The organism is Methylobacterium sp. E-005, from assembly GCF_022829725.1.
Taxonomy (GTDB): domain Bacteria; phylum Pseudomonadota; class Alphaproteobacteria; order Rhizobiales; family Beijerinckiaceae; genus Methylobacterium.
The window spans coordinates 1-13,490 of sequence record NZ_JAKSYG010000197.1 but is presented as its reverse complement, the minus strand read 5'-3'; the positions used below and the strand labels follow the sequence as shown (position 1 = coordinate 13,490).

The following is a 13,490-nucleotide window of genomic DNA, read 5'->3' as shown; positions in this document are numbered from 1 at the left end:
CTTCAAGATCTGAGAGGTCAGGGCCTGCTCGAATGGAGGAGTAAGCGCCTGCGCATTCCCAACGCTGCGCGGCTGATGGATTTCGCCGAGTTTGATCCGAAGTATCTCCACCTGAACCCACGCGACGACGAACGTCCGCTCACGGGTACGCCGTAGACCGGCTTCTGCGGAACGTCCGCTCCGGGCCAAGGCTCAAGGTCCGCTCGCCATCCTGAGCCCAAGTTGCTGGACGGCAGACGAATGACTGCTTCGGAGAAGCGTCCATGGCGGTCCAGGCGGCTGGGTTGGGTCGGTAGCAGGCCGTCTGCTTTACAGGCCAGCCTTCTCCAAAGCGGTCGTTCCGATTTTGGCCAAAGTCGGACTGCTATTAGGCAGATTTCGGCAGCTCGCCGGCTTCGATGGAGGCGTTCTCGTCGGCGGCTGCGGTGATGGCATCCCGAGCGATCTTGACCGTCACGCCCATCACGTGCCGTTGCAGAAGCCGAGATAATCGCGTGGCGTTGCGGACCTTCAGAGCGTCCATGATCGCGTGGTGATCACGCACTGCGGCCTGCCAGTTCTCCGTGCTCTTGCGAGCAACGAAACGAAACGCCCGCGTTCGCGTCAGGATTTGCATATAGCTGGCTGTCAGCGTGGCGTTTCCGGCCACGGACACGAGAGTCTCGTGGAAGCTGCGGTTCGCCTGCAGGTACGTCGGCTCATCCTTGGCCGCGTGAGCGCTCATCATGTGATCGTGGATGGCGCCCAACCGCGCCAAGTCTTCATCGCTGGCATGTTTGCACACCAATTCACCCGCGAGCGCCTCGAGCGCCGCCATCACGGGAAACAGCTCGTCGATCTCCTCCGGGCTGACATTCGCCACGATGGCGCCGCGTCGGGGCAGCAGCTGGAGCATGCCTTCCGAGGCGAGGACCTTCAGCGCTTCGCGCAACGGCGTACGTGAGACCCCGAAGCGCTGGCAGAGCGCTTGTTCCGAGATCTTGTCGCCGGGGCGCAGCACGCCAACGATCACCATCTCGCGAATGCCGGCGACGAGCATATCGTGGAGGTTTGTCCGGATGAGGGTCGTCGGCTGCGTCATCGCGATCGTCAGGAGGTCTCTCTGTCCTGCCGTTTCATATCGAACCTGCGCCCCCGGCAACATCGTTCGGTGGCTGTATCGCGCTAGACCGCGTTTCCCGGAACCGCCGTGGGCGACGGACCGGGTGCCGCCGCGACCCCTGTCACCTCGCCGCGTGGCAGACCCCGCCAAGCCAACACCGCACCGACGAGCAGCAGGGCGATCGAGCCGACGAATGGCAGGGCATAGCTTCCCGAGAGCTGGGCGATCACGCCGAAGGCCAGCGGCGAGACGATGCCGGCGATCGCCGAGCCGGTGTTCATGATGCCGCTGGCGGTGCCGGCATGCTTCGGCGCCACGTCCATCGGGATTGCCCAGATCGGGCCAACCGTCAGTTCGAGGAAGAAGAACGCGCCGCTCAGACAGATCGCGACGACCGCGAGTTCGTGAACGAAGAGCACGGGGAGCAAGCAAACCATCGAGCCGAGCAGGCTCACGACGATGACCGTGCGCCGCGCCCGCGCGAGGTCGTTGGTCCGGCGATAGATGTGGTCGGCCCAGATGCCCCCCAAGGCGTCGCCGACGACACCGGCACCGAACACACCGAAGGCGAAGAACGCCGATTCCTTGATGTTGAGGCCCTGCGCCTTGACGAAGTAGCTCGGCAGCCAGGTCACGTAGAGCCACAAGGTCCAGTTATAGCAGAAGTACACCAGCGTCGTCGGCAGCATACCGCGCAGGAGCGCCGTCCAAGGGGTCGGCTCCGATGAGCCGCCAGCCGACTTGCGCGGCGCCGGCAACTCCGCCAGCTCCTCCGGCGTGCAACCCGGATGGGCGCTCGGCTCATCCCGGAAGTACAGGCCCCAAACGATAATCCAGGACAGACTCACCGCGGCGAGCGCCATGAAGGTGCCGCGCCAGCCGAGATAGGTCGCCATCAGGACGACCAAGGGCGGCGTTACGGTGTTGGCCAGCCGCGAACAGGAGTGGACGACACCTTGTGCGTAGCCGCGCTCGGCCTGCGGAACCCAGCGTGTCATCGCGGTGGTCGCGGCGGGGAAGGTCGCGCCCTCGCCTATGCCCAGAAGCAGGCGGGCGAGGACGAGGGTGACTAGGCCGCCGACGAACCCGGTCAGAAGTGTCCCAACGGTCCACACAATCCCGCACAGGACCAGGGTCCGACGCGCGCCGAGGCGATCGGCGGTCATTCCGCCGAGGATTTGGAACAGCGCGTAGGTGTAGCCGAACGAGGACAGGGCAAAGCCCAGCTCGACGTTGTTCAGGTGAAGGTCTGTCGCCATCAGCGGCGCCAACGTCGAGAGGTTCACCCGATCGACGTACGTGATGAAGTAGACAAGGCAGAGCAGCGCGAAGACGCGCCCCCGCGTCGTCGTGAACGTACGGCGTAGGGCGTGCGTGACGCCGCCGGATCCCAGGCTCATCGGCTGCTCCTCCCGTGGGCGCGGTTGGCTCCGCACCCATCGCATGTCGCTGCTTGTCTCGGCTCAGACTGCGCGCGGGAGCGGGGCTCCGCAAGATGCATTTTGCACGCAAAATGCATTTTTCTGCGTGACGGCCGGAAATGCGTTGCACGCACCGGAAATCGTCTTATGCATGCAGAATGCAAAAAGGCGACGCCCAGGATGCGTCGTGGGAGGAGAGCTTCAGATGGATGATATCGGCCGTCCCGACGATCGCTCGACTCAGGCGCCGGAGGATGCGGTTGCCACGGCGCCTACCCGCCCGCTACCGCTGGCGGGCCTACGGGTTCTCGACGTCACGCAGGTGATGGCGGGGCCGTTCTGCAGCATGCTGCTGGCGGATCTTGGCGCCGACGTCATCAAGGTCGAGCCGCCCGGCACGGGCGACCAAACCCGCGGCGCCATGGGGTTCAAGATGAAGGGGCCCGACAGCATGGGCTTCCTCAACATGAACCGGAACAAGCGCAGCATCGCGCTCAACCTGAAAAGCGAGGCTGGCCGCGCGCTGTTCATGAAGCTCGTGACCACCGCCGATATCTTGGTCGAGAATTACCGGCCGGGCGTGATGAAGAAGCTCGGGCTCGGCTACGAGGTGCTGCGCGAGCATAACCCGCGCCTGATCTATGCCAGCATCTCGGGTTTTGGTCAGTCCGGTCCCTGGGCGATGCGGCCTGGCTACGATCTGATGGCTCAGGCGATGTCGGGGGTGATGAGCGTGACCGGCCATCCCGGCGGGCCTCCCGTCAAGGCCGGCGTGCCGGTGGCCGACATCGGCTGCGCGCTGTTCTGCGTCTACGGCATCCTGAGCGCCTATATCGGCCGGCAGACGAGCGGCGAGGGCCAGTACATCGACGCGTCGCTGTTCGACTCCGCCCTGGCGTTCTCGATCTGGGATATTTCGGAATACTGGGGCACTGGCCGCATCCCGAAACCACTCGGGACTGCGAACTTGATGAGCGCGCCCTACCAGGCGGTGCGCGCCTCGGACGGCTATTTCGTCATGGGCGCGACCAACCAGAAGCTCTGGCGGCTCCTCTGCGACGTGCTGGCACGAACTGACCTCGTCGACGATCCACGCTTCGCAGACATCCCGGCGCGACTCGCCAACCGCGACGTGCTGATCGAGGAATTGGAGACGAGCTTCGCCGAACGGACCGCCGAGGAATGGGTGACTCACCTGCTCGCGGTCGGCATCCCGGCGGGGCGCATGAACACCTATCCGGAGGCGTTCGAGAGCGAGCACGGCCGCCATCGTGAGATGCGGATCGAGGTTCCGCATCCCAACGAGGGCAGCGTGCCCAATATCGGCTTCCCGGTGAAGTTCTCCGGGACGCCGCCGCGCACCCGGATGCATGCCCCACTTCTGGGCGAGCATACGGAGAGCCTGCTCCGGGAGCTCGGCCTCGACGACGATGATACCGAGGCGCTGCGCGCGGGCGGCGCATTCGCACCGTGAGCGCGACCGAGCGGGAGGGCGCGGTCCGCTACCGCGCCGAGGATGGCATTGCCCATCTGACGTTCGACCGGCCCGCCGCCCGCAACGCGATGACGTGGCGGATGTACGAGGAGCTGGCCGACGGCCTCGCCCGGATCGAGGCTGACCCGACGATTCGCGTCGCGGTTCTACGCGGGGCTGGCGGCAAGGCCTTCGTTGCCGGCACCGACATCGAGCAGTTCGTGGGGTTCACCGGGGAGGACGGGGTCGCCTACGAGGCGCGGATCGATGCCTATGTCGCTGGGCTGGAACGCGTGCGCGTCCCGACAATCGCTGTCATCGAGGGGCTGGCAGTCGGCGGCGGACTTGCGATCGCCAATGCCTGCGACCTGCGGGTGGCCACACCGGGCGCGCGGTTCGGCGTTCCGATCGCCCGCACCCTCGGCAATTGCCTGTCGCCGGCGAACCTGCGTCGCCTCACGGCGACGCTGGGCCTGAGCACCGTCAAACGGATGCTTCTGCTGGCCGACATGCCGACGGCCGAGAGCCTGGAGCCGCTCGGCTACCTCGCCGCAATCGAGAGGCCCGAGACCCTCGACGCGCGCGTGACGCAGCTCTGCCAACGTCTGCTCGGCCACGCCCCGGTGACCATGCGCGTCACCCGGGAGATGCTGACGGCGCTCGCCCTCGATCCCGACGCCGACGGCCGCGCCGGCATCCGAACCTGCTACGGCAGCCAGGATTTCGCCGAGGGCGTCCGGGCCTTCCTCGACAAGAGGCCTGCGGCCTGGTCGGGCGCCTGACGTCGCGGCCTGATCCGACAATTAGCACGGCTCATTCGCGACAGCACTGGAAGAGGACACGTCATGACCCTTCACCAGGGACGGCATTTTCTCAACATCCCCGGCCCGAGCCCGGTGCCCGAGCGTGTTCTCCAGGCGATGGACCGGCAGGTGATCGATCACCGGGGGCCGGAATTCGGCCGGCTCGGTCGGGAGGTGCTCGAAGGGTGCCGGGCGATCTTCCAGACCGAGGGACCCGTCGTGATCTTTCCCGGCTCCGGCACGGGGGCGTGGGAAGCGACGATCGTCAACACGCTCTCGCCGGGCGACCGGGTGTTGATGTTCGAGACCGGGCATTTCGCTACGCTATGGAGCAAGATGGCCGCCCGATGGGGCATCACAGTTGAGTTCGTACCGGGCGACTGGCGCCACAGCGCGGATCCGGCCATCGTGGAAGCCAAGCTCGCCCAGGACAGGGCGCACGCGATCAAGGCGGTGATGGTCGTCCACAACGAGACCTCGACGGGCGTGACGAGCCGCATCGCCCAGGTCCGGCACGCGATCGACGCCGCGCATCACCCGGCCCTTCTGCTCGTCGAGTCCATCTCGGGTCTGGGCTCGGCCGACCTGCGCCACGACGAGTGGGGCATCGACGTGACCGTCGCCTGCTCTCAGAAGGGCCTGATGCTGCCCCCGGGCCTTGGGTTCACGGCGATCTCGCAGAAGGCCCGCGCGGCTTCGAAGACCAACTGACCTGACCGGCTGGCTTTGGACCGGGCTGATTGAGAGGATCAGCCAGGACCAAAGGAGTTGGACATGCGACGAGGTCAGAAGACGAACGCGGAGCAGGTCGTGCTCAAGCTGCGCCAGATTGAGGTGCAGACGGCCCAGGGCAAGAGTTTAGCCCGTGCATGCAGGGAGGCGGAGATCTCCGAGCAAAGCTATTACCGCTGGCGCAAGGAGTACGGCGGTCTTCAAATCAATCAAGCCAGAAAGATGAAGGATCTGGAGCGCGAGAACGCTCGTTTGCGCCGGCTCGTCGCCGACCTTTCTTTAGAGAAGCAAGTGCTGGCGGACGTCGCCTCGGGAAACTTGTAGCCCCCGAGCGACGCAGGCAGGCGGTGGACGGCATCCATGAGAAGTACGGCCTCTTGGAACGTCACGCCTGCCGGATCGTCGGCCAGCACCGGGGCACGCAGCGCTACTTGCCCACTGTACTGCCCGACGAGGATGAGCTGACCCAGGCCATCATCGCCCTGGCGTCCGAGTACGGACGCTACGGCTACCGCCGCGTCACCGCGCTGCTACAGGCAGCCGGCTGGCAGGTCGGCAAAGACCGGGTTCAGCGCATCTGGCGTCGCGAGGGGCTGAAAGTCCCCAGCCGACATAGACCCCGCAGCCGCCTGTGGCTGAACGACGGCTCGTGCGTGCGGCTACGACTGCTTCACCGCAACCACGTCTGGAGCTTCGATTTCGTGCAGGCCCAGACGCACGATGGGCGCTCTCTGCGCATCCTGACGCTGATCGACGAGCACAGCCGGGCCTGCCTCGCGCTGAAGGTGGCGCGGCGCATCAACAGCGTCGGCGTGATCGAGACGCTGGCCGATGCCATGTGCCTGCACGGCATCCCGGAGCACATCCGCTGCGACAATGGCCCAGAGATGATCTCGAAGGCGTTGCGCAAGTGGGTCGCCAAAGCTGGCTCACAGATCCAGTACATCGCGCCAGGATCTCCGTGGGAGAATGGCTACTGTGAAAGCTTCAACGGCAGGCTACGCGACGAATGTCTCCGCCAGGAGATCTTCTACTCGCTGAGGGAAGCGCAGATCGTGATCGGTCTATGGCAAACCACCTACAACCGCGTTCGACCGCATTCGTCGCTAGGCTATCGGCCGCCCGCGCCCGTCAGCTACCCGGATCTGGCCTTCCCGCTACCCATGACCGCCACCATGCAGTAGCCTCTCAATTGGCTCGGTCCAAAATACCGGTCAGGTCAGTGGTTCCAAACGAACGGATGCCAGTAGCTTGTGGATGGTTCGGCTGCGTGACCGGTCACAGGGCCGGACCAGGAGGCTTCGCAAGCGTCCCTGCTGCGGGCGAAGCGAACCACTCCTCCTAACCCCGGTTAGTTCTCAGATGAGTACGCGATCCGGGAGGCGTAGGTGCCGCGCTACTTCATCGACACGTTCGACCATGTGGATGCGATCGACAACGAAGGAGTGGTGCTTCAGGACCGGGAAGCGCTTCGCTGTTTGCTTCGCACCGCCTTGACGGAAATCCTCCGCGACGAGGGCCAGGAGCGTGGCGTCGACGAATTCACCGCAAGCGCGCGTGATGAGAGCGGTCGTCGTGTGATGTCTGCCCGGATCAACATCACGATCACGGACCAATAGGACTTTCCCGCCCCGCTCACGTGAAGGGGCGGTTGCAGCCGACCATGTCTGCTTACCGGACTCTGTCAGAGCCGACCGAGAGTCTGCGTTGGGTCGGGAGCGGGAGGGCTGCTAATGGTGGTTCCCTGCCTGTCCGCTTCGGGTTGGCAAATGCATGGAAGCAGACATCGCCGCGGGGACCCGTCCCGGCCCTTTTCTGAAGTCGAGAAAGTCAGCTTATGGGCAGGCTGATCTTGATCCGTGACCAAGCTTGGCCGGAAGCTGTCCGGCAGGTGTAGCGCGTTCGACGCGGCAAAGCAGACGCCTGCGTCCATTTGCCATGACGGGGCCGCCGGCGGCCAGCGAAAGCGCCGTATGGTCCAGTTGCAGGGGAGCCGGTCCCATTCGCAATAGCAAGTAGGGTTGCACCGCGCGGAGGCCTAGAACGTCGGCCACGGAGTCTACCGTCAGTTCGCTGAGGCGGTACGCGGCGCGGTCTCCTCCCCCCCGACGCGGACGACGTCTCCGCTGGCCAGGAACTCTTGAGGGTTGTCGATCAGCCGATCGGCAATGCCCACGCCGGCTCGTACCTCGACCTCGTCGCCGAGGTTCCGCCCGAGTGTCACCGGCTTGAGCGCGACCCGATGGTCGTCGCCCACCTGCGCCACCTGCGTGCCGTTGCGGTCGAAAACCAGCGTGGTGGCAGCCACGCGCAGCGTCCCCGGGTCTGAAGGCACGTGGAACCGCACCTCCACAAACGCCCCCGGCCAGAGTTTGCCTTCTGGGTTGTCAGCCTCGAGCTCCACGAGGCCCTTGCGGGAGTCTTCCGCGATGGCGTTCGCTGTGGAGGTCACCTCTGCATCGAACGATGCCTCCTGCCCCGGAACGCGCAAGGAGGCCTTTAGCCCCGGTTTCATCACGGCGAGGAAGGCCTGCGGCACGTTCACGTAAGCGCGCACCCGGTGGAGATCTGAGACCCGATAGAGCGGCCGCCCCGAGGTTCCCCCCGCGGTGAGCAGGTCGCCTATGTCGACGTTGCGCGCGGTTACGACGCCGTCGAAGGGCGCTCGGACCTCCTTGAACCGTGTTAGTTCCTCCAGACGCCCGACATTTGCCTGCTGGACGACGATGTTTGCCTTGGCCACCGATAGGGCCGCCGTACGCGAGGCCGCGGTAAAGCGGTCGGTGTCGCCGCGCTCCTCGCTCGACCAGCCCTGAGTCACGAGGCGGGCGGTGCGCTTGTTGGTAGCTGCACTGAGATCGGCGTTCGCTTGGGCTTGCTCGACCGCAGCCTGGAGCTGAACGAGGGTAGCGCGCGCTTCGGCGAGTTGCTGGTCGAGGTCGGGCGCCGAGATCTCGGCCAACACCTCGTCCTTGCGCACTCGGGCGCCAATATCCCGGTGCCAGGCCGTGACGTAGCCGCTAGCGCGGGCATACAACGTACCGGTGTAGAAGGCGCTCAGCGAACCGGGCAGGGTCAGGTCCTCGTCCATGGGCCCGCGCCGCGCGTGCACTAGACGGACGGTGGGCACTGCTTGCTGTTCGGTCCAGCTCTTGACCTCCTGCATCCCCTTCGCCCGATCGTTGATGCCGACCCAGGCGAGCGCCGCTGCGCCGATTGCCACGCCCGCCAGCAGCAGGCCGACCCGGCGCCCCGATGGGGGGCGAGGCGACGCGATAGCTGCCTCGGCGCCCGCGTGCGCGGCGTCCTCGGATTTGACGTGTTGGGTGGGGTGCATGCGTGATCTGGGGTTAGGCTGATGGGGATGAGAGGGCTTGGGGGGAAGCGTCTTCGCGCCGGGCCCCGGCGCGGCGGGGCTGCCCATGCACGATGCCGAAGACCACCGGCACGAAGAACAACGTCGCAAGCGTGGCGAACAGCAGTCCGCCAATCACGGCGCGGCCGAGCGGGGCGTTCTGACCCGGCTCGATCGCCATCGGCGCCATGCCGATCATCATCGCCAGCGCGGTCATCATCACAGGCCGCAGACGCGTCGCCCCGGCTGCCAGCGCGGCCTCGATCGCCGTGCGTCCCGCGTCGAGCTGTTCGCGGGCGAAGCTGATGACCAGAATCGAGTTGGCGGTCGCCACGCCCATGCACATGATCGCCCCCGTCAGCGCCGGCACCGAGACGTGGGTGTGCGTGGCGAACAGCATCCACACGATGCCGGCGAGCGCCGCCGGCAGCGCGGTCACGATGACGAACGGGTCGACCCAGGACTGGAAGTTGACGACGATGAGCAGGTAGATGAGCACGATCGCGAAGGCGAGACCCACGAGCAGTTGCTGGTAGGCTTGTGCCATGGTCACCGCCTGCCCGCGCACCGTGACGGTCGCCCCCTTCGGCAGGTCGGCCCGCGTCTCGTCGATCGCCCGCTGGATGTCCGCGGTGACGCCGCCGAGATCGCGGTCCTGCGTCGTGGCCAGGATGTTGACGGTGGGGGCGATGTTGTAGTCGGTCGCCACCGCGCTGAGCGGCTCCGGGCGAATCGACGCCAAGCCCCCCAGGAGCTGCTCCGCGCGGGCAGCGGTGATCGGCAGGTTGTTGAGTGCGCCCAGCGTGTCGATCGAATATTGCGGCGTCTGGACGGAGACCGGGTAGGACACTCCGTTGCGCGGGTCGAGCCAGTAGGTCGGGGCGGTCTGCGTACTACCCGACAGCGTCGCTTGGAGGCTCGCGGCAGCGTCGCCCTCGGTCAGGCCCACGACCCCGGCAAGCGCGCGGTCGAAATCGACCCGCAGCGCGGGGTTGCGCGCCTGCTCCTGAATGCGCGCGTCCGCCACCCCGGCTACGCGGCGGACCCGGGCTAGGAGCATGTTGGCGTAGGCGCGGCCCCCCGCTACGTCGCGGCTGGCTACCTGCACGTCTAGGGCGGCGGGGGAGCCGAAGTTCAGGATCTGGCTGACGATGTCGGCGGGCAGGAACGCGAAGGTCACGCCGGGAAAATCCTGCGGCAAACGCTGGCGCAACTGCCGGATCAGCGCCGCGGTCGATGGGCTGCTCTCGCCACCTCTTCCGGCCTCCTCGAGGGTCACAAGCATGTCGGCGTCGAAGGTACCGATGGTGCCGCTGTTGCCGTAGGAAATGTTAATGCCGCTGATCGGAAGGCCGATGTTGTTGACAACGCTGGCCACGCGTCCCGGCGGGATCAGCGCGCGCAGCCTTCCCTCTACCCGCCCGGTCAGCGCCGTCATCTCCTCGATGCGCGTGCCCGTGGGAGCCCGCAGGTGGATGCGTAGCGCCCCCGCATCCACGTCAGGAAAGAAGTCCCGCCCGAGATAAGGGACGAGGCCGAACGATAGGCCGACCACCGCGAGGAAGCCGACCGCGAAGGATTTCCGGCGCGACAGCGCCAAGCCGAGCAGTCCGAGATAGGCCTGCCGCAGGGCCTCGAAGCGGCGCTCGAAGCCGCGCTGAAACCGGACGAACAAGCTGGGCTTGCCGGCCGGATCCTGTCCGTGGGCGTGCTCGGTCAGCAGGTAGCGCGCCAGCGTCGGCACCAGGGTGTAGGTAAGCGCGTAGGACGCGATCATCGCGAACACCACCGCCATCGCCAGTGGCCGGAACAGGAAACCCGCCACGCCGCCAAGCGCCAGAAGCGGCACGAAGGCGATGCAGATGCAGAACAGAGCGATGGTGGCCGGCGGCATGATTTCCTGCGCCCCACGGGTGATCGCGGTGACGATGTCCTCGCCGAACTCCTCCATGTGCCGGTTGATGTTCTCGATGGTCACGGTGGCATCGTCGACGAGGATGCCGACCGCCAGCGCGAGTCCGCCCAGCGTCATCACGTTGATGGTCTGCCCAAGAGCCGAGAGCGCGATCAGCGAACAAAGCACGGCGAGCGGGATCGACACGGTGATGATCAAGGTCGAGCGCCAGCTGCCCAGAAAAACCAGGATCATCAGGCCGGTCAGCGCCGCGGCTATGACTCCCTCGCGAACCACCGCCACCACGGAATCGCGCACGAAGCCCGACTGGTCGGCCACGTACTTGAGGTCGACGCCCGCCGGCAGCCCCGCCTGGATGGCGGGCAGGCGCGCCTTGACGTCGGCGATAATATCCAATGTCGAGGCGTTGCCGATCTTGAGGATCGACATGAGCACGCCCTTCTTGCCGTCGAGCTGGACGACGTTGGTCTGCGGCGGCGAACCGTTGCGCACATGGGCGACGTCACGCATGAAAACCACGGCGCCGTCCACGACCTTGACCGGCAGGTCGTTGAACGCCTCAATGGTCTTGGGTGAGTCGTTGAGGTCGACGATCCACTCGAAGGTCCCGATTTTTTGGGTGCCTACTGGGTTAATCAGGTTCTGCCGGGCCAAGGCTGCGCCGACGTCGGCCGCCGACAGGCCGTGGGCGTGCAACGCCGACTGGTCGAGATCGATCTGCACCTGGCGCGCGGCGCCGCCGTAGGCGTAGGGCAACTGCGCCCCGGGGATCGTAGTGAGCTGAGGCCGGATGAAGTTCTGCGCGAGGTCGTTGAGCGCCGTCTGCGAGAGGCTGTCGCTGGACAGGGCGAGCTGGATGATCGGCACGCTCGACGCGTTATAGGCGAGCATCAGGGGCGGCGTGACGCCCGGCGGCAGCTGCTTGAGCTGCGTCTGCGAGATGGATGTGACCTGCGCCTGGGCTGCGGTGATGTCGACGCCGGGCTGGAAGTAGATCTTCACGATCCCGTAGCCCGGGACCGACTGGGATTCGATGTGCTCGATGTCGTTGACCGTGGTGGTCAGCGAGCGCTCGAACACCGAGACGATGCGCCCGGCCATGTCGTCGGGCTGCAACCCGGTGTACTGCCAGACGACGCTGATCACCGGGATGCCGATGCGGGGGAAGATGTCGGTCGGGGTGCGCACGATCGCCATGACCCCGAAGATCAGGATCAGGATCGACATCACGACGAAGGTGTAGGGCCGCAGCAGGGCCAGTCGGACAATCGCCGCCATACCTTGAATTTGCCTCGATTAATCCGGTCGACGGGTCCTGACGGCCGCGTACAGAAATATATCGTATTATGCATTCATCGGGCCAGTGTGGCAATTTGATGATGTTGTTCCTGCAAAGTGGCTGGAAACATGGAGACACAATTCTCTATAAACAAGCATTTTATTCACTTATGCTGTCACTGACGGCCCTAAATAGCCTTCCCTGCGTATCTTTATGGCACAACGAGCGTTTACTGCATCTTGATAAGCTTCGCCGCCTCTGATGCAAACTGAGCTTCCGCTCAGATGAGGGCGTGGCGGAACTCGCCCAGCTGCGCTTCAAATTTGAAGCGGATCTCGGACGACACGGGGCGCCGGGTCGGCGGCTCTTCGTTCGTTGAGGTAGACGTCGATGCCCCGAGCGAGACCGTAACGAGTTTGATTGGCCGAGGCGCATTAACCACGGGTTTCGGATGGTGAACGCATTTTTCACGATGAGGATCGGTGAGTCGTACCGAGGTCCGCTTCGACCATGCCAAAGGCCTCGGACGTTCCTGAAGGGCGCAACTCCGAGGGTCTCCTTCTGAACTCGGACCTAACTTCCGCTCCCTACCCTGAGCCGAAGTTGCCGGAGGGCTAACGAAATGCTGCTTTGGAGAACCGGCGACGGTGGTCCGCGTGACCGGGTTGGGTCGAGGCTGTCTCAAAACCCGAATGTAATCGGCTGCCGCAGAAAATTATTCCCCAAATGAGTATGACACCGGCCTAGCGAACCTTGTGTCACCTTCAGACGGTCGATCTGGGGATCGCTCACGATCAATGTGGGGTGTTTTCTTCTACGAGGTCGCAATTTCCTCGAGTTTTGAAACAGCCTCGGTCGGTAGGAGGCTGTCTGCTTTTTCGACCGGGCTTCTCCGAAGCGGCCGTTCCGCTTTCGGCCAATTCCGGCCGGCCGCTTCCCGTCGGGGCATTGTTTCAGATCAAAGCGCAGCCAGATAAATTCGGCAGGTTTGAAGCGTCCTATGCGGGGAGGCTTCATGCGCGATTATCTCATCACCTTCCACAAAATCGTCCTGGACGGCGCCGGACACGATCGATGCATCGTGCAACGCCGCACGCGGCTTCGCGCGCGATCGGACGTCAGCGCGGCCTGGGAGGCCAAAGCGCTCTTCTGCCGAGCCCTCGGCATCTCCGACTGGCGGCTGCGGGCCGATACCTGCGAGGTCATGGAGCGGGCGCATTTTGTTACGTAGGCTCACCGCATCGCTCAGATGCCCGTTCGGGCCGGAGGTGGCCTGCCCCCATTCGGTGGCCCGAGTTCGAAGTTAGTGCATCGTCGGTCGGCTGACGATGGCAGGGCGAGCGGACGGCACTGATCCGCTCGGTTCGGTTGGCCAGAGGACGACCTCCGGCGCGGGTGGCTGGTAGCCG

The 13,490-nt window shown here is 65.3% G+C and carries 9 protein-coding genes and 1 pseudogene; 6 read left to right on the top strand and 4 right to left on the bottom strand.

Annotation, left to right across the window (positions count from 1 at the left end; genetic code table 11):
* Positions 1-367 precede the first annotated feature (367 nt).
* Both MKK88_RS22125 and MKK88_RS22120 read right to left on the bottom strand, forming a co-directional pair.
* Positions 368-1,081 (bottom strand): GntR family transcriptional regulator, encoded by a 714-nt coding sequence (locus MKK88_RS22125; RefSeq protein WP_244003523.1) that lies wholly within the window; start codon positions 1,079-1,081, stop codon positions 368-370.
* 83 nt (positions 1,082-1,164) lie between these two features.
* Positions 1,165-2,502: an MFS transporter gene (locus MKK88_RS22120; protein ID WP_244003522.1), complete on the bottom strand. Its 1,338-nt coding sequence runs from the start codon at positions 2,500-2,502 to the stop codon at positions 1,165-1,167.
* A gap of 226 nt (positions 2,503-2,728) precedes the next feature.
* Here MKK88_RS22120 and MKK88_RS22115 point away from each other — a divergent pair, with 226 nt between their 5' ends.
* The 5 genes and pseudogenes from MKK88_RS22115 to MKK88_RS22095 all read left to right on the top strand — a co-directional run bounded on the left by MKK88_RS22115 (position 2,729) and on the right by MKK88_RS22095 (position 7,151).
* The gene (locus MKK88_RS22115; protein WP_279602463.1) at positions 2,729-3,997 is read left to right on the top strand and encodes a CaiB/BaiF CoA transferase family protein; all 1,269 of its coding nucleotides are present in this window, start codon (positions 2,729-2,731) and stop codon (positions 3,995-3,997) included.
* On the top strand, positions 3,994-4,779 hold the full coding sequence (locus tag MKK88_RS22110; RefSeq protein WP_244003520.1) for an enoyl-CoA hydratase: 786 nt from the start codon (positions 3,994-3,996) through the stop codon (positions 4,777-4,779). The genes MKK88_RS22115 and MKK88_RS22110 overlap by 4 nt, the downstream gene beginning before the upstream one ends.
* Before the next feature lie 63 nt (positions 4,780-4,842).
* Positions 4,843-5,508, top strand: a pseudogene (locus tag MKK88_RS22105) (pyridoxal-phosphate-dependent aminotransferase family protein); the annotation flags it as partial.
* Between the two features lie 66 nt (positions 5,509-5,574).
* Positions 5,575-6,716 (top strand): IS3 family transposase gene (locus tag MKK88_RS22100; protein ID WP_244003518.1). Its coding sequence is split into 2 segments (ribosomal slippage): positions 5,575-5,842 and positions 5,842-6,716, totalling 1,143 coding nucleotides; the frame shifts between segments, so codons are not numbered across the junction.
* Between the two features lie 204 nt (positions 6,717-6,920).
* Positions 6,921-7,151 (top strand): DUF6894 family protein, encoded by a 231-nt coding sequence (locus MKK88_RS22095; protein WP_244003517.1) that lies wholly within the window; start codon positions 6,921-6,923, stop codon positions 7,149-7,151.
* Positions 7,152-7,597: 446 nt separating this feature from the next.
* Here MKK88_RS22095 and MKK88_RS22090 read toward each other — a convergent pair whose 3' ends face one another.
* Positions 7,598-8,869, bottom strand: coding sequence for an efflux RND transporter periplasmic adaptor subunit (locus MKK88_RS22090; RefSeq protein ID WP_244003515.1), 1,272 nt, complete (start codon positions 8,867-8,869; stop codon positions 7,598-7,600).
* A 13-nt stretch (positions 8,870-8,882) separates the two neighbouring features.
* Positions 8,883-12,080: an efflux RND transporter permease subunit gene (locus MKK88_RS22085; RefSeq protein ID WP_244003514.1), complete on the bottom strand. Its 3,198-nt coding sequence runs from the start codon at positions 12,078-12,080 to the stop codon at positions 8,883-8,885.
* A 1,016-nt stretch (positions 12,081-13,096) separates the two neighbouring features.
* Between MKK88_RS22085 and MKK88_RS22080 the strand changes: the two genes are divergently transcribed.
* Positions 13,097-13,312 carry a hypothetical protein gene (locus MKK88_RS22080; RefSeq protein WP_244003512.1) on the top strand — a complete coding sequence of 72 codons (216 nt, stop codon included), beginning with the start codon at positions 13,097-13,099 and terminating at the stop codon, positions 13,310-13,312.
* The last annotated feature ends 178 nt before the right edge of the window (positions 13,313-13,490 follow it).

Bases quoted from the DNA above. Each gene is read 5' to 3' on its own strand.
- MKK88_RS22125 (WP_244003523.1), bottom strand. From the start codon at position 1,081: ATGACGCAGCCGACGACCCTCATCCGGACAAACCTCCACGATATGCTC.
- MKK88_RS22120 (WP_244003522.1), bottom strand. From the start codon at position 2,502: ATGAGCCTGGGATCCGGCGGCGTCACGCACGCCCTACGCCGTACGTTC.
- MKK88_RS22115 (WP_279602463.1), top strand. From the start codon at position 2,729: ATGGATGATATCGGCCGTCCCGACGATCGCTCGACTCAGGCGCCGGAG.
- MKK88_RS22090 (WP_244003515.1), bottom strand. From the start codon at position 8,869: ATGCACCCCACCCAACACGTCAAATCCGAGGACGCCGCGCACGCGGGC.
- MKK88_RS22085 (WP_244003514.1), bottom strand. From the start codon at position 12,080: ATGGCGGCGATTGTCCGACTGGCCCTGCTGCGGCCCTACACCTTCGTC.
- MKK88_RS22080 (WP_244003512.1), top strand. From the start codon at position 13,097: ATGCGCGATTATCTCATCACCTTCCACAAAATCGTCCTGGACGGCGCC.